The organism is Sphingosinicella humi, from assembly GCF_003129465.1.
GTDB classification, from domain to species: Bacteria; Pseudomonadota; Alphaproteobacteria; order Sphingomonadales; family Sphingomonadaceae; genus Allosphingosinicella; species Allosphingosinicella humi.
In genome coordinates, this window is sequence record NZ_QFFF01000001.1 from 2,189,853 (window position 1) to 2,205,369 (window position 15,517).

Below are 15,517 nucleotides of genomic sequence, written 5' to 3' on the forward strand. Positions count from 1 at the left end.
GGGTCAATGTAGCGGGAGAGTCGGCAGGGACAAGGCCGCTCGCTTCGGTGTCTATTCGGTGCCCGAACGCGCGGCGGGTCCGTTGCGTTGTAGAGTTCAACGCCTAAGCAGTTAAAAAAGAAGGAAAAAGTGGTGAGCCGTGCTGGATTCGAACCAGCGACCTACTGATTAAAAGTCAGTTGCTCTACCGACTGAGCTAACGGCCCTTTCCGGGTGCTTCCCCTAAGTACCGCCGGGGCGAGGGTCAACCGGGTTCCGGCGGCGGAGGCGATGAAGGAGTTGGCGGACGGTGGCGCCGGTGACGGGGTCGCGCCAATCGGCGGCGATCTCGGAAAGCGGCTCCAGCACGAAGAGGCGGTCGCGGAAGGAGGGGTGGGGGATGACCAGTCCCTCGCCCTCGTAGGGGCCGCCGGACCATAGCACTATGTCGAGGTCGAGCACGCGCGGGCCCCAGCGCCGACCGCCGCGCCGGCCGAACGCGCGTTCGATCGACTTCAGCTCCGCCAGCAGGTCGGACGGCTCCAGATCCGTCGCGACGATGGCGGCGGCATTGGCGAAGCCGCGCCCGGCCGGACCGAGGGCGGGCGTGGCGCGGATCGAGGACAAGAGCTGGACGCCCAGCGTCTCCGCCGCGGCGCGAACCGTGTCGGCCGGGGCACCGTGACGGCTGCGACGGTTCGACCCGAGCGCGATGGCGTAGCTTGTCAGGACCATGAAGCGCGCCCTAGACCATTTCCCTTGGGAAATGGTCCAGATTGTTGATGGAAGCGCTTTCTGGCCGCAAAACCGGTTCCCACTTTTGCGGAAAGCGCTCTAGACGGTCCCCATGCTTCCCGCCAGTTCCCCAGTCCCTGAGGCCGAGCCGCCGCACGATTGCCCGCTGTGCCCGCGTCTCGTTGCCTTTCGTGAGGAGTTGAGAGCCGAACATCCCGACTGGTGGAACGCGCCGGTTCAGGCCTTCGGCGATCCCGATGCGTGGCTTGGGATCGTCGGCCTCGCCCCCGGCAAGCATGGGGCGAACCGAACCGGCCGGCCCTTCACCGGCGACTATGCGGGCGTGCTGCTCTACGACACGCTGAAGAAGTTCGGTTTGGCCGAGGGCGTCTATGAGGAGCGGGTGGACGACAGCCTCCGCCTCACCGGCTGTGCGATCATCAACTCGGTCAAATGCCTGCCGCCGCAAAACAAGCCGCTGCCGAGCGAGATCGAGACCTGCCGCAGTTTCCTCAGCCTGTCCGTGGCCGCGCTGCCCAGCGCGCGCGTGCTGGTCGCCCTCGGCCAGATCGCCCACGGCGCGGCCGTGCGGACGTGCGGCGGCGTTCCGGCGCGCTACAAGTTCGGACATCTGGCCGAGCATGTGCTCCCCGATGGCCGCGTCCTGATCGATAGCTATCACTGCTCCCGCTACAACCAGAATACCGGCCGGCTGACGGCGGAGATGTTCGAAGCGGTGTTCGCCCGGGCACTGGAGGTTAAAGGCAAATCCTAAGCCTCGAACGGAACCTTCGTTCAAATGTCCTGGGTCAGCCGCTCATAGAGCTCCGGCCTGCGGTCGCGGAAGAAGCCGAAGGCGGCGCGGTGGCGCTTGACCTGGTCAAGGTCGAGCGTGGCGGTAAGGACCCCGGTCTCGGTCGCTCCGAACTCGGCCAGGATGTCGCCGCGCTCGTCGCAGATGAAGCTGTGGCCGTAGAAGCGCTGGCCCCCCTCGGTTCCGATGCGGTTGGCGGCGACGACGGGGACGACGTTCGACACGGCGTGTCCGATCATCGCGCGACGCCAGAGGCGGCTGGTGTCGAGATCGGGATCGTGCGGCTCGGTGCCGATGGCGGTCGGGTAGAGCAGGATCTCGGCGCCCATCAGCATCAGGGTGCGAGCCGTTTCGGGATACCATTGGTCCCAGCAGACGGCGGGGCCGAGCGTGCCGAGCGGCGTCTTCCACACCTTGAAGCCGGTATTGCCGGGGCGGAAATAGAATTTCTCCGAATAGCCGGGTCCGTCGGGGATGTGGCTCTTGCGATAGACGCCCATCACCGCGCCCTGATCGTCGATCATGGCGAGGCTGTTGTAATGATGATGGCCCTCCGCCTCGAAGAAGCTGGTCGGGATATAGACGCCGAGCTCCTGCGCCAGCGCCTGCATGGCGAGCACGGCCGGATGCTCGCCCACCGGAAGGGCGCGGGCGAAATGCCCTTCATCCTGGGTGCGGCAGAAATAATGGCCTTCGAACAGCTCGGGCGGCAGGATCACCTTCGCGCCCTTGGCCGCTGCCTCGCGCACAAGCTCGCCGACCGCGGCGATATTCTCCTCGACGCTGTCGGTGAAGGCGAGCTGGAGGGCGGCGACGGTAAGCTCAGACATCTCTTCATCCTCGTTCGTCCCGAGCGCAGTCGAGGGCGCTGCCCGGACTCATCACATTCCGCCCCTCGCCTACGCTCGGGACGAACCAAATCCCCTATACCGGCCCCTGCTGGCTGATGCAGTGGAAGCTGCCGCCGCCCGTCAGCACATGGTCGGCCCTGAAACCGACCGTCTCGCGTCCGGGGAAGAGGGCGGCGATCGCCTCCACAGCGGCGGCGTCGTTGGGCGCGCCATAGAGCGGGACGACGACGGCCGCATTGCCGATGTAGAAGTTCATATAGGAGGCGGGGATGATTTCGCCATCGCGGAGGACGCGGCCGGGGGAGGGGATCGGGACGACTTCGACGCCAAAGGCCTTGGCGCGTGCCTTCGCGTCCTCATAGACGGCGGCATTGGGGTCGTCGCCCGCGGGGACGGGAATGGCGAGGCGATTCTCGCCGACGAAGCGGGCGAGATTGTCGACATGGCCGTCGGTGTGGTCGTTGAGGAGACCGTCGCCGAGCCAGAGGATGCGATCGAGGCCGAGGTCGCGCTTCAGCCGCGCCTCGACCTCGTCGCGGCTCATGCCGGGATTGCGGTTCGGATTGAGGAGACACTGCTCGGTCGTGACGGCGAGGCCAGTGCCGTCGACGTCGATCGCGCCGCCCTCCAATATCCAGTCGTGACGGTCGGCCTTAAGATCGATGGTCTCGGCGAGACGGAGGCCGATCGTGTCGTCGCCTTCCAGCTCATATTTGCCGCCCCAGCCGTTGAAGGCGAAGTCCGCCGCCGCCCGCTGGCCGCTGCTCTTGAGGATCAGCGGTGCCGTGTCGCGCAGCCAGATATCGCCGAAAATCTCCTGGACGACTTCGATGTCGGGTCCCGCCAGCTCGCGAGCGCGTTCGACCGATTCCGGATCGGCCGCGACCAGGCGCACCTGCTCGCCCTTGCCCCCCGCATGGACGGCCTGGGCGAAGGCCACCACTTCGGCGCGGGCGGGTTCGAGATCGTCCTCCCACAGATCGGCGTGGCTCGGAAAGCCGATCCAGACGAACTGGTGGGGAGCCCATTCGGGCGGTTGGCGAAATGTCATTGTCGTGATCCGCTCATCCTGAGTAGCCGTTGAAAAGGCTCAACTCAGGATGAGCGAGCAGTCTTTCAAGACCGGCTATTCCGCGCCGGCCCGCGATTTGTCGCGGATGGCGCGGAATTCGGCCGTCGGATACCAGTTCGGCCATTCGTTCGTATCGGCCAGCTCGCGCCCGACCTGATAGTAGATTTCCAGATCGCGGAGCGCGCCCGACCAGTCCCAATTGGGATCATACTCGTCCGCGGGCCCGTGGTAGCGGTTGGCGCGATAATCCTCGGCCGCGGCGCGGCCAGCGGCGATGCCGCCGTTGACAAGGTCATCGCCGCTCTCGGCATAGAGCATCGGCACGCCATATTTGGCGAGGCTGAAATGGTCGGAGCGGTAATAGGAACCCGCCTCCGGCGTCGATTCCGGCTTCAGCGCGACGCCGTGCTGGCCAAGGGCACGCTCGAGATAATCCTCAAGCTCCGACTTGCCGCGGCCGACCACGACCATGTCGCGAGTCTCCCCGACGAGGTTGAGGCCGTCTATGTTGATGCCTCCCACCGTCTGATTGAGCGGGTAGACCGGGTTGGCGCCGTAATAGGCCGAGCCGAGCAGGCCGGATTCCTCGGCGGTGACGGCGAGGAAGATGATTGAGCGATCGGGCGCGCCGGCCTTGGCGAAAGCCTCGGCGAGGGCGACGAGCCCCGCGGTGCCGCTCGCATTGTCGACGGCGCCATTGCAGATATTGTCGCCGTCGACCGGCTCGCAGATGCCGAGATGGTCCCAATGCGCGGTGTAGATCACATATTCATCGGGCCGCTCGCTTCCGGGCAGGATGCCGATGACGTTGCGGGACGCCTGCCGCTCGATCTTGTTGTCGAAGGCGATGTTCGCCTTCAGGCCCAGGGGAACGGCCTTGAAGCCCTTCTGCTTGGCGGCGGCGGTGAGGGTGGCGAGGTCCTTCCCGGCCGCGGCCATGACCTGCTGGGCCGCCTCGTTTGTCAGCCAGCCGTTGACGACGGTCTCGTCCATGTTGTTGGCGGGAGCGTCGGTGTAGAGCTGCGGCCCCGTCCAGCTGCTGCGCACGACGTTCCAGCCATAGGCGGCGGGCTCGGTCTCGTGGACGATGAAGGCGGCGGCGGCGCCCTGGCGCGCGGCCTCCTCGAACTTGTAGGTCCAGCGGCCATAATAGGTCATGGCGCGACCCTCGAACGGACCCTCGAGCCCCTGGGTCTCATAATCCGGATCGTTGACCAGGATGATGACCGTCTTGCCCTTGACGTCGAGCCCGGCATAGTCGTTCCAGCCGCGCTCGGGCGCGTTGATGCCGTAGCCGACGAAGACGACGTCGGAATTCTTGACCTCGGTATGCGGCGTGAAGCGGTAGCTGACCGCGACCATGTCTTCCTTATAGTCGAAGGAGAGAGGCTGCTTGCCGCCGGTGAAGCTGAGGTCGGGATCGCCCTCCAGCGAGACCTGGACGAGCGGCACTTCCTGATACCAGCTGCCATTGTTGCCGGGCTGCAGCCCCGCCTTGTCGAACTGCTGGGCGAGATAGCTGACCGTCTTCTCGCCGCCAGGCGTGCCGGGGGCGCGGCCCTGGAACTCGTCGGACGAGAGAGTCTGCGTTACCGTCTTCAGCGTCTCCAGCGAGATCTCCGGCTGCGCTGCTGGCGGCGCGCTCACGGCCTGAGGCGCGGCCGCCGGGGCCGGGGGCGTGTCCACTGGAGCACAGGCTCCGATCGAGGCAGCGACCAGTGCAGCCGGAATCAACCCTAAGCGCATGCCAAATCTCCTCGTCGGCGGTGGTGGAACGAGGGGCCGCTATAGGCAAGGGGCCGGGCCCCGCGCAAGGTTCAGGAGGTTTTTGTCCCTTGCGAATTTGCCCGCTGCCTGATCTATTCCGGCTCGGGGTACAGGGGGGTTAACATGTTGAAGTCTTTGCTCGCTTTCGGCGCCGTCACGCTTGCCGCGGCGCCGGTCCAGGCCCAGTCCGTCGATTCCAAGGCGACCATGTTCGGCCAGAGGGAGAGTGTCCAGGCGATCGACATTTCGCCGGACGGAACGAAGGTCGTTTATGTCGCGCCCGGACCTGGCCGGCAGACGGTGGCTTATGTCGCGTCGCTGGACGGGGGCGCGCCGCAGCCGGTCATGGCCTCCGATGCCAATCCGCAGAACCTGTCATGGTGCAGTTTCGTCACCGACGATCGACTGATCTGCAGGATCAACGCGCTCACCGACTTCTACGGCACGCTAGTCGGCCAAACCCGGCTGCTCGCGATCGACACCGACGGCAGCGATCCCAAAGAGCTGGGCGAGCGCCGGTCCGAATATGACGCCTATCTGCGCCAGTTCGACGGCTCCATCCTGGACTGGTTGCCGGGCGAAGGCGGCGACGTGCTGATGAGCCGGGAATATATACCCGAAGCCGGCAGGATCGGGACGCGGCTGATCCGGAGCAAGCGGGGCCTGGCGGTCGAGCGGATCGACACGAGAAGCCTGAAGCGCTCCGTAATCGAGCCCGCTGCGGAGCATGCGGCCAGCTACATCACCGATGCGCGCGGCCATGTGCGGATCATGGAGACGGCGCGGGCGGAAGGGGCGACGGGACAGCTGTCGCCCATGATTCGCTATCATTATCGGCCGACCGGGCGTTCGGACTGGGTGGAGTTTTCCACCTACAATGTGCTCACCGGCGAGGGCGCCATGCCGATCGCGGTCGAGGCCGATCTTGACGCTGCCTATGTGCTCAAGAAGCTCAATGGGCGCGATGCGCTTTATCGGGTGAAGCTCGACGGATCGGGGACGAGCGAGCTGGTCTACGCCAACGACAGGGTCGACGTGGACAATGTCGTGCGCGCCGCGCACGGACAGCGGGTCATCGGCGTCACCTTCGCCGAGGAGCTGCGTCAGGTCGTCTATTTCGACGAGGAATATAAGACGCTCGCCGCGTCGCTTTCCAAGGCCATTCCCAACCTGCCGTTGATCCAGTTCCCCGGATCGAGCGCCGATGGGAACCGCCTGCTCGTCTATGCCGGCAGCGATTCCGATCCCGGCCGTTACTATGTCTACGACAAGGCGGCGCGGACCCTGAACGAGATCATGCTGGTTCGTCCGCAGCTCGAAAATGTGAAGCTCGCCGACGTCAGGCCGGTTTCCTATCCGGCGGGCGATGGCGTCTCCATTCCCGCCTATCTGACGCTGCCGCCCGGCAAGGAAGGATCGAAAAACCTGCCGGCGATCGTGCTTCCCCACGGCGGGCCCCAGGCCCGCGACGAATGGGGCTTCGACTGGCTGTCGCAATATCTCGCCAGCCTCGGCTATGCCGTTATACAGCCCAACTATCGGGGATCGGCCGGCTATGGCGAAGAATGGCTCGCCAAGAACGGCTACCAGGGGTGGCGGACCTCCATCGGCGACGTGACGGCGGCCGGGAAATGGCTGGTAAGCCAAGGGATCGCCGATCCCAAGCGTCTTGCCATTCTGGGCTGGTCTTATGGCGGCTATGCTGCGCTTCAATCCTCGGTGATCGCGCCGGACCTCTTCAAGGCCGTGGTCGCGATCGCGCCGGTGACGGACCTCGGCATGCTCAAGACCGAGCGAAAGGACTACACCAACGCCCGGATCAATCTGGATTATATCGGAAGCGGCCCGCATATCGCGGAAGGGTCGCCGCTGCGCAACGTCGCCAGCATCTCGGCGCCGGTGCTCATGTTCCACGGTGATCGCGACGCGAATGTCGGCATCGCCCAGGCCCGCGCCATGGACGAAGCGCTTCGGGCGGCAGGCAAGCCTAGCCGGCTCGTCGTCTACGAGGGGCTGGCCCACAGTCTGGTGGACTCGGACGCCCGTACCGACATGCTGACGAAGATCGGCGCGTTCCTCTCCGACAACCTCGCATCGTCGGAACGGTTGGCTCCATAAAAAAGGGGGGGGCGAAGAGCCCCCCTTGCATGTCCTGGTGATGGCCGCCGCTTAGCGCGAGTAGAACTCGACGACCAGGTTCGGCTCCATCTTCACCGGGTAGGGAACCTCGTCCAGCGTCGGGACGCGGGTGAAGGTGACCTTGGCGGTGCCGTCGGGGACGACATAGTCGGGGATGTCGCGCTCGGCGAGGCTCTGGGCTTCCATAACCAGCGCCATTTCCTGCGCCTTGGAGCCGAGCGAGATCTCGTCGCCGACATTCACGCGGCGCGAGGCGATGTTGCACTTCACGCCGTTGACGCGGATGTGGCCGTGGCTGACCATCTGGCGCGCGGCCCAGATCGTCGGGGCGAACTTGGCGCGATAGACGATCATGTCGAGGCGGCGCTCGAGGAGGCCGATCAGGTTCTGCGAGGCGTCGCCCTTCATGCGGGCGGCTTCGGTGAAGGTCCGCTTGAACTGCTTCTCGGTGACGTCGCCGTAATAGCCCTTCAGCTTCTGCTTGGCGCGGAGCTGGAGGCCGAAGTCGGAAATCTTGCCCTTGCGGCGCTGGCCGTGCTGGCCGGGGCCATATTCACGCTTGTTGACGGGCGACTTCGGACGACCGAAGACGTTCTCGCCCATGCGGCGGTCGAGCTTGTATTTGGCGCTGCTGCGCTTCGACATGAGATTACTCCAATTTGCTTGCGTCTGATTCCCTGGAACCGCACCACCGGACCGAGGGCCCGGCGCGGCATCCGCTTCACCAGGGGTGCGGAGCCAATTGCGAAGGCGGGCTCTTGGCCGCTCGCGCTGGAGAAGTCAACCTCGACAGCCGGTTTGAGGACGCTAAACAGCGGGCATGACCGAGAACAGAGTGAAGCCCGCGGATTGCACCACCATGGCCGAAGTCCGCCACGGCGTCGATCGGCTGGACGAAGAGATCGCGGCGCGGCTCGCAGAGCGTTTCCGCTATATGGAGGCGGCTGCGCGGATCAAGCCGGATCGGGACGCGGTGCGCGACGAACGGCGCAAGGCAGAGGTGATCGCCAAGGTGAAAGCGACGGCCGCGCGCGAAGGCGGCCCGGCGGCCCGGATCGCGCTCCTCTACGACGCGCTCGTGGAAAGCTCGATCGCCTACGAGTTTGAGCGCTTCGACGAGCGCAGCGGATAAGGACCGCCGAGGCGCTGACCTCGGCGTTCCTGGCCCTCGCGATAGGGTGATTATTCGCCCGGCCGCGGGACGGCCGACTGAATGCGGGTCGTATTGTCCCGCTGCTGCCGGCGGATATCGGCCCACTCGGCGGCCGTGTGACAGGTCTTCTTCACGGCGAGCCGGCTGCCGGTCAACTTGACCTTCTCGCAGATGATGCGGCTTGAATCGCCCATGTCGGCCGACTTGTCCTTCTTCTCGGAAGCCAGGGCGGCAACCGGAACCAGCGACAGGGCCACGGCGACGGCAATTATCTTTTTCATCAAAGTCTTCCTAACATCTGTGTCGTTCTAAATGTGTGATCTCTCCGTCACGCTCCGGAGCCATGGCGCTATGTCGCCATCACTGTGCACAGCCTAAGCCGCCGCCGCCCACTTGGCACGGCTTGAATCCTTGAATGCGATCGGTCTGCATACGCTGCTGGCGGCGAATGTCGGCCCATTCGGCAGCCGTGTGGCACGTCTTCTTCACGGCAAGACGGCTACCAATTATCTCGACCTTTTCGCAGATGATGCGGCTGGAATCGCCCATGTCGGCCGATTGATCCGCCTTCTTCTCCGCGAGGGCCGGGGCAGGCGTCAGCGAAAGAGAAAGCGCCGCGATAATAAATCCTCTCATCCGGCCAACCTTAGTATCGAAATCCCGAAGACTAAGCCTTACCACAAGGCACAACAAATGTCAGCATAAAGGCACCGTCAAGGCAAGTATAAACCGGCGAACCGCCTCGGCTTGCAGCGATGCTCGTGCATTGGCACGAGGACTCTTCCAAGATCGATCAAGCCCGCCCAACCTCACTTATATGGTGCAGACCCGAGTTGCGCCGACGCGCCGAATCCCGGCGTCTGGTCGCCAGTGCTCGCCGATTACCCGCCGCCCGGGCGCGGAATGGCCGACTGGATCCGGCTGGTATTGTCCCTTTGCTGACGACGAATGTCGGCCCACTCGCCAGCGGTGTGACAGCTTCTGGACTTGGCGATGCGGCTGCCGGGTTTGGTGATTTCCTTGCAGATTATGCGATCGGAATTGCCCATGTCTTCGGATAGATTCGCTCTTTGCGCTAGGGCACCGGCTGCTGGAACTAGGGTCAGACACAATACTGCGGCGATGATCCTCATCAGGTTTCTCCCTGTCGCTGTGACCTCAATCGATATCGAGTAGCTCCGATCGTTTCGTAACGTAGGTCATAACATATCATTCCAAAATTGTCACCGCGGGCGCGGATGGACGAGCGCGCGGATCATGCCGCGCAGGGCCTGGATCTCTCGATTGGACCATCCCGCCTTGGTGAGAATGGTGCGCATCGTCTTCTTGGTCGCGGGCTTTCGGTCGGGTGGGTGGTAATAGCCCGCCGCCTCCAAGGCGGCGTCCATCTGGCCGATCAGCCCCTCCAGCTGCTCCTGCGTGGCGCGGGGCTCCGCGGGCTCGCCTTCGGTCGGCATCATCAGCGCGGCGTGCTTCGACCATTCATAGGCGACGAGGATCACCGCCTGGGCGAGATTCAGCGAACGGAACTCGGGATTGATCGGGACGGTGACGATCTTCTGGGCGACGGCCACTTCCTCCGTCTCCAGGCCGGAGCGTTCGGCGCCGAACAGGATGGCGGACGGGCCACCGTTCGTTCTTATCTCCCTCGCCGCCTCTTCGGGCGTGACGACCGGGATGACGAGGCCGCGCTTGCGGACGGTGGTGGCGTAGACGAACGGGCAGTCCGCCACCGCCTCGGCGACGCTGTCGAACACGCGCGCCTGCTCGAGCACGGCATCGGCGCCCGACGCGGCGGGACCGGCGGAAGGATTGGGCCAGCCATCGCGTGGGTTGACGAGGCGGAGGTCGGTGAGCCCGAAATTCAGCATTGCCCGCGCCGCCTTGCCGATATTCTCGCCGAGCTGGGGACGGACGAGGACGATGGCGGGTGTCCTTCGAGACGGGCCTTCGCCGTGGCTCAGTCCCTCCTCAGGATGAGCGGGAAGGAATTGAGGTCTGTCGGTATGCTGGTGTCCCCGCTCATCCTGAGGAGCCGCTGAGCTTGGCGAAGCGGCATCTCGAAGGACGGGCCCGCGTTTCGCAAGGTGGCGCACCGCGTCCCAATCGCCCCGTATCAGCGCTTCCTTCTTGGCCCTGCTCCAGCCCTTGATCTGACGTTCCGCCGCGAAGGCCTCGTCGCGATCCGGAAAGCGCTCAGACCAGACCAGGGTGACGGGGCGGCGCTTCTCCGTGTAGCCGGGTATCGCGCCCGTTTGATGCTGCGCCATGCGCTCGTCGAGATTGTCCGTATGGCCTGCGTAGTAACTGCCGTCCGAGCAGCGCAGGAGGTAGGCATAGAAATCTTGAATGAGCCGGGTCCTTCGATACGGGCTTTCGCCGCCCTCAGTCCCTACTCAGGATGAGCGGAGCGGGACAAGTGCTCAGGATGAACGGGGCGGGACAGTATTGGGGCTGAGCGGGGACGGGAGGAGACAAGAATCACTCGATCCCGCTCATCCTGAGGAGCCGCTGAGCCTGGCGAAGCGGCATCTCGAAGGAATCGAAGAACGCTCCTATTCCTTGGCTGCCTCTTTCACCGTTCCCGCGAAGTCCTCGAAGTCCTTGGCTTCGCGGAAATCCTTGTAGACCGAGGCGAAGCGTATGTAGGCGACGGGGTCGAGCGCCTTGAGGCCGTTCATCACCATCTCGCCGATGGTGGTCGCGGCCACCTCGCTCTCGCCGCTGGTCTCGAGCTGGCGCTGGATGGAGGAAAGGAGCTTGTCGATCCGTTCCTGAGCGACCGGGCGCTTGCGGAGCGCGGTCGAGACGGAACGCTCGAGCTTCGCGCGATCGAACGCCTCCCGGCCGCCTCCGGATTTCACCACCGTCAGCTCGCGCAGCTGGACGCGCTCGAAGGTGGTGAAGCGCGCGCCGCAATCCTCGCACTGGCGGCGGCGGCGAATGGACGCGCCGTCCTCGGTCGGACGACTGTCCTTCACCTGGCTATCCTCATGTCCGCAAAAGGGGCAGCGCAATGCTCGTTCCGTTTACGGGTAGATCGGGAAACGGGCGCAGAGCGCGCGCACCCGCGCTTTGACGTCGGCTTCCACGGCCGGATCGCCATGCTCGCCCTTGTCGCGCAGGCCGTCGAGCACGTCGGCGATCATGTCGCCGATCTCGCGGAACTCGGCGACGCCGAAGCCGCGGGTGGTGCCAGCCGGAGAGCCGACGCGGATCCCGCTGGTCTTGATCGGGGGCAGCGGGTCGAAGGGGATGCCGTTCTTGTTGCAGGTGATCGCCGAGCGCTCCAGCGCTTCGTCCGCGTCCTTGCCGGTAACGCCGAGCGGGCGCAGGTCGATGAGGGCGAGATGCGTGTCGGTGCCGCCGGCGACTAGGTCGGCGCCGCGCTCCTTGAGCTTGCCGGCGAGCGCCTTGGCATTCTCGATCACGGCCTTGGCGTAGGTCTTGAACTCGGGCTGCAGTGCTTCGCCGAAGGCGACGGCCTTGGCGGCGATGACGTGCATCAGCGGGCCGCCCTGGAGGCCCGGGAAGACGGCCGAGTTGATCTTCTTGGCGATGGCTTCATCGTCGGTCAGCACCATGCCGCCGCGGGGGCCGCGCAGCGTCTTGTGGGTGGTGGTGGTGACGACATGGGCGTGGCCGAACGGCGTCGGATGCTCGCCCGCGGCGACGAGGCCGGCGAAATGGGCCATGTCGACCATCAGCAGCGCACCCACCTCGTCGGCGATGGCGCGGAAGCGGGCGAAGTCGATGTGGCGCGGATAAGCCGAGCCCCCGGCGATGATGAGCTTGGGCTTATGCTCCCTGGCGAGCGTCTCGACTTGGTCGAAGTCGATCAGGTGATCGTCGGGGCGCACGCCGTACTGGACCGCATTGAACCACTTGCCCGACATGGCGGGCTTGGCGCCGTGGGTGAGGTGGCCGCCGGCGTCCAGGGACATGCCGAGGATGGTGTCGCCGGGCTTGGTCAGCGCCAGCATGACGGCGCCGTTCGCCTGCGCACCCGAATGGGGCTGGACGTTGGCGAAGCCGCAATTGAACATCTGCTTGGCGCGCTCGATGGCCAGCGTTTCGACCGAGTCGGACGGGGCGCAGCCCTGGTAGTAGCGGCGACCCGGATAGCCTTCGGCATATTTGTTGGTGAGGACGGAGCCTTGGGCTTCCAGCACCGCCTTGGAGACGATGTTCTCGGAGGCGATCAACTCGATCTGGTTCTGCTGGCGGTCGAGCTCGGCGGCGATCGCATCGGCAACCGCGCTGTCGGCACCCCGCAGCGTCTCGGTGAAGAAGCCGGCCGGCTGCACGTCGTGGAGGTCGTTGGCGGGGCGGCTGCTCATGCGTTTTCCTTCGCGAAACTGGGGTTGGAGAGTTTCTCGACCCGGCGCTGGTGGCGGTCGCCGCCGAAGGCCGTCGAGAGGAAGACGTCGACGCATTCCTTGGCCATCTCGATGCCGGTGAGGCGGGCGCCCATGGCGAGGACGTTGGCGTCGTTATGCTCCCGCGCGAGGCGCGCTGAGAGCGGCTCGGAGACGAGCGCGGCGCGGGCGGCGGGGTGGCGGTTGACGGCGATCGAAATCCCAATGCCGGAGCCGCAGATGGCGACGCCCTTCGTCGCTGCGCCGGAGGCGATCGCCTCGGCGAGCTTGTAGCCATAATCCGGATAGTCGACCGAGGTGGCGCCTTCGGGACCGAGGTCGATCACCTCATGGCCGAGGCCGCGCATATGCTCGGCAAGAGCCGCCTTCATCTCGATGGCGGCATGATCGGAAGCGATGGCGATGCGATCGGCCACGCGCGAGTCTCCATTCCTAGGTTGAGGCCCAGCCTCTAGGGGAAGGGAGGTGCGAATGCCACAGGATATTGCGCCTCAGGCGGCGAGCTTCATCTCCATGCGGTCCCAGATTTCGACGAGCGCGCTGGCGAGTTCGCGCATCATCGCTTCGGTGTGGGCCGGGCCGGGCGTGAACCGGAGGCGCTCGGTGCCGCGCGGGACGGTGGGGAAGTTGATCGGCTGCACATAGACGCCATATTCGGCGAGCAGGATGTCGCTGATCCTTTTGGCCTTGACCGGATCGCCGACCATCAGCGGCACGATGTGGGTGGTCGAGTTCATCACCGGCAGGTGCGCTTCGGCGAAGATCGCCTTGAGCCTGGCGGCGGCGGCCTGCTGACCCTCGCGCTCCGCCGAGGACTGCTTCAAGTGCTTGACGCTGGCGAGCGCGCCCGCGACCAGCACCGGCGACAGCGAGGTGGTGAAGATGAAGCCGGGCGCGTAGCTCCTCACCACGTCGACGATGTTCTTGTCGGCGGCGATATAGCCGCCCATCACGCCGAACGCCTTGCCCAAGGTGCCCTCGATGATGGTGAGGCGATGGGCGAGGCCGTCGCGCTCCGAGATGCCGCCGCCCCGCGCGCCGTACATGCCGACGGCGTGGACCTCGTCGAGATAGGTGATGGCGTTGTATTTGTCGGCGAGGTCGCAGATCGCCTCGATCGGGCCGATGTCGCCGTCCATCGAATAGACGCTCTCGAACGCGATGAGCTTGGGCAGCTCCGCCGGCGTGGCGGCGAGCAGTTCCTCTAGGTGAGCGACGTCGTTGTGGCGGAACACCCGCTTCTCGCAGCCCGAGTTGCGGATGCCGGCGATCATCGAGGCGTGGTTGAGTTCGTCGGAGAAGATGACGCAGCCGGGGAGCAGCTTGCCGAGGGTCGACAGCGTCGCCTCGTTGGAGATGTAGCCCGAGGTGAAGATGAGCCCGGCTTCCTTGCCGTGCAGGTCGGCAAGCTCGGCCTCCAGCTCGACATGATAATGGGTATTGCCCGAGATGTTGCGGGTGCCGCCGGCGCCGGCGCCGACATCGTGCAGCGCCTCTTCCATCGCCGCGATCACAGAAGGATGCTGGCCCATGGCGAGATAGTCGTTCGAGCACCACACCGTGATCGGCTTCGGCCCGTTATGCCCGGCAAAGCAGCGCGCGTCCGGAAAGGAGCCGCGGTTGCGCAATATGTCGATGAATACGCGATACCGGCCCTCGGCATGCAGCCGATCAATGGCCTGCGCGAAGATGCGCTGATAATCCACTTCAATAGCTCCCGGTGCTCGGCCGTCCTTAACGGATCAGGGGTGCGAAAGGCCAGTGAGAACGGCTCGCAACAGTCCCGCTACAGGGTCTCGATGCGACCTAGGCCGTAGGAAATCAACCCTTTTCGGTAAGCCTCGATGTCGGTGGACCGGCGGGTGAACAGGGCGACGCCTTCGGTTGGCCCGTCCGGCCAGGCATGGTGCCGCGTCAGCCAAGCCGTCCGGCGGGCAATGCCCTCGGCGCCATGGACGAAGGCGACGGGGTGCGGCGTCGCAGTGGCTAGCTCTGCCTCGACCAGCGGAAAATGCGTGCAGGCAAGGACGATCGCGTCCAGCCGGTCGCCATGGATCTGGGAGAAGAGACCTTCCAATATGCGGGAATAAGCTTCCCGAGGGGTGGCCTCGCCGCGCAGCTTCGCCTCGGCAAGCTCGACCAGCTCGGCCGACCCGTGGCGCAAAACCTGGCAGTCGGACGCGAATTCCTCGGTGAGGCGGTCGACATAAGGCTGGCGTACCGTCGCCTCGGTGCCGAGCACGCCGATGACGCGGCTCTTCGAGAGCGCCGCGGCCGGCTTGATGGCCGGCACGGTGCCGACGATGGGAACGTCCAACGCGGCCCGAACGGCATCCAGGGCAATGGTGGATGCGGTATTGCAGGCGATGACGATCAGCTCGGGATCGAACCGCTCCGACAGCCGCCCGAGCAGGGCCGGCACACGGGCGGCGATCTCGGCTTCGCTTTTGATGCCATAGGGATAGCCGGCATTGTCCGCTGCGTAGACGATCGGCGCGATGGGCAGCAGGGCGCGGATCGGCCGCAGCACGGAGAGGCCGCCCACACCCGAGTCGAAAATGAGGAGCGGTCGTGCGCCTGTCATGCCGGTTTCTTTAACGGGGCCTATGAGGGGCGCAACCGCTTCCC

General features: G+C 65.3%; 17 protein-coding genes and 1 tRNA gene. 3 read left to right on the forward strand and 15 right to left on the reverse strand.

Features of this window, described 5'->3' with window-relative positions:
* Nucleotides 1–130 precede the first annotated feature (130 nt).
* Together DF286_RS10875 and folK are read right to left on the reverse strand one after the other, a co-directional pair.
* A tRNA-Lys gene (locus tag DF286_RS10875) sits at nt 131–206 on the reverse strand.
* 16 nt (nt 207–222) lie between these two features.
* The gene (gene folK, locus DF286_RS10880) at nt 223–714 is read right to left on the reverse strand and encodes a 2-amino-4-hydroxy-6-hydroxymethyldihydropteridine diphosphokinase (RefSeq protein WP_109271450.1); all 492 of its coding nucleotides are present in this window, start codon (nt 712–714) and stop codon (nt 223–225) included.
* Nucleotides 715–826: 112 nt separating this feature from the next.
* Here folK and DF286_RS10885 point away from each other — a divergent pair, with 112 nt between their 5' ends.
* Nucleotides 827–1,489 carry a uracil-DNA glycosylase gene (locus DF286_RS10885; RefSeq protein WP_109271451.1) on the forward strand — a complete coding sequence of 221 codons (663 nt, stop codon included), beginning with the start codon at nt 827–829 and terminating at the stop codon, nt 1,487–1,489.
* A 20-nt stretch (nt 1,490–1,509) separates the two neighbouring features.
* Here DF286_RS10885 and aguB read toward each other — a convergent pair whose 3' ends face one another.
* The 3 genes from aguB to DF286_RS10900 all read right to left on the reverse strand — a co-directional run bounded on the left by aguB (nt 1,510) and on the right by DF286_RS10900 (nt 5,197).
* The gene (aguB, locus tag DF286_RS10890; RefSeq protein WP_109271452.1) at nt 1,510–2,358 is read right to left on the reverse strand and encodes an N-carbamoylputrescine amidase; all 849 of its coding nucleotides are present in this window, start codon (nt 2,356–2,358) and stop codon (nt 1,510–1,512) included.
* A 94-nt stretch (nt 2,359–2,452) separates the two neighbouring features.
* Nucleotides 2,453–3,430 carry an agmatine deiminase family protein gene (locus DF286_RS10895; protein ID WP_109271453.1) on the reverse strand — a complete coding sequence of 326 codons (978 nt, stop codon included), beginning with the start codon at nt 3,428–3,430 and terminating at the stop codon, nt 2,453–2,455.
* Between the two features lie 75 nt (nt 3,431–3,505).
* Nucleotides 3,506–5,197 (reverse strand): M28 family metallopeptidase, encoded by a 1,692-nt coding sequence (locus DF286_RS10900; RefSeq protein ID WP_109271454.1) that lies wholly within the window; start codon nt 5,195–5,197, stop codon nt 3,506–3,508.
* A gap of 144 nt (nt 5,198–5,341) precedes the next feature.
* Between DF286_RS10900 and DF286_RS10905 the strand changes: the two genes are divergently transcribed.
* Nucleotides 5,342–7,336 (forward strand): S9 family peptidase, encoded by a 1,995-nt coding sequence (locus DF286_RS10905; protein WP_109271455.1) that lies wholly within the window; start codon nt 5,342–5,344, stop codon nt 7,334–7,336.
* 51 nt (nt 7,337–7,387) lie between these two features.
* Here DF286_RS10905 and rpsD read toward each other — a convergent pair whose 3' ends face one another.
* Nucleotides 7,388–8,002 (reverse strand): 30S ribosomal protein S4, encoded by a 615-nt coding sequence (gene rpsD, locus DF286_RS10910; RefSeq protein WP_109271456.1) that lies wholly within the window; start codon nt 8,000–8,002, stop codon nt 7,388–7,390.
* Nucleotides 8,003–8,177: 175 nt separating this feature from the next.
* Between rpsD and DF286_RS10915 the strand changes: the two genes are divergently transcribed.
* Nucleotides 8,178–8,489 carry a chorismate mutase gene (locus DF286_RS10915; RefSeq protein WP_109271457.1) on the forward strand — a complete coding sequence of 104 codons (312 nt, stop codon included), beginning with the start codon at nt 8,178–8,180 and terminating at the stop codon, nt 8,487–8,489.
* Nucleotides 8,490–8,539: 50 nt separating this feature from the next.
* On the opposite strand, the gene DF286_RS10920 is transcribed toward DF286_RS10915, so the two are convergent.
* From DF286_RS10920 to murI, 9 genes are all read right to left on the reverse strand, one after another.
* Complete coding sequence (locus DF286_RS10920) at nt 8,540–8,791, reverse strand: hypothetical protein (protein ID WP_109271458.1); 252 nt, start codon at nt 8,789–8,791, stop codon at nt 8,540–8,542.
* Nucleotides 8,792–8,870: 79 nt separating this feature from the next.
* Nucleotides 8,871–9,146: a hypothetical protein gene (locus DF286_RS10925; protein WP_109271459.1), complete on the reverse strand. Its 276-nt coding sequence runs from the start codon at nt 9,144–9,146 to the stop codon at nt 8,871–8,873.
* A 245-nt stretch (nt 9,147–9,391) separates the two neighbouring features.
* Complete coding sequence (locus DF286_RS14970) at nt 9,392–9,643, reverse strand: hypothetical protein (protein WP_146193604.1); 252 nt, start codon at nt 9,641–9,643, stop codon at nt 9,392–9,394.
* 90 nt (nt 9,644–9,733) lie between these two features.
* Nucleotides 9,734–10,861, reverse strand: a complete 1,128-nt coding sequence (locus DF286_RS10930; protein ID WP_243444872.1) for a TrmJ/YjtD family RNA methyltransferase — start codon at nt 10,859–10,861, stop codon at nt 9,734–9,736.
* Between the two features lie 204 nt (nt 10,862–11,065).
* Entirely contained in the window at nt 11,066–11,527 is a 462-nt protein-coding gene (nrdR, locus tag DF286_RS10935) for a transcriptional regulator NrdR (RefSeq protein WP_109271460.1), read from the reverse strand.
* 12 nt (nt 11,528–11,539) lie between these two features.
* On the reverse strand, nt 11,540–12,850 hold the full coding sequence (locus DF286_RS10940; RefSeq protein ID WP_109271461.1) for a serine hydroxymethyltransferase: 1,311 nt from the start codon (nt 12,848–12,850) through the stop codon (nt 11,540–11,542).
* Nucleotides 12,847–13,305, reverse strand: coding sequence for a ribose 5-phosphate isomerase B (gene rpiB, locus DF286_RS10945; RefSeq protein ID WP_109271462.1), 459 nt, complete (start codon nt 13,303–13,305; stop codon nt 12,847–12,849). The genes DF286_RS10940 and rpiB overlap by 4 nt, the downstream gene beginning before the upstream one ends.
* 75 nt (nt 13,306–13,380) lie before the next feature.
* The gene (hemA, locus tag DF286_RS10950) at nt 13,381–14,595 is read right to left on the reverse strand and encodes a 5-aminolevulinate synthase (RefSeq protein ID WP_109271463.1); all 1,215 of its coding nucleotides are present in this window, start codon (nt 14,593–14,595) and stop codon (nt 13,381–13,383) included.
* 80 nt (nt 14,596–14,675) lie between these two features.
* Nucleotides 14,676–15,473 (reverse strand): glutamate racemase, encoded by a 798-nt coding sequence (gene murI / locus DF286_RS10955; RefSeq protein ID WP_109271464.1) that lies wholly within the window; start codon nt 15,471–15,473, stop codon nt 14,676–14,678.
* Nucleotides 15,474–15,517 lie beyond the last annotated feature (44 nt).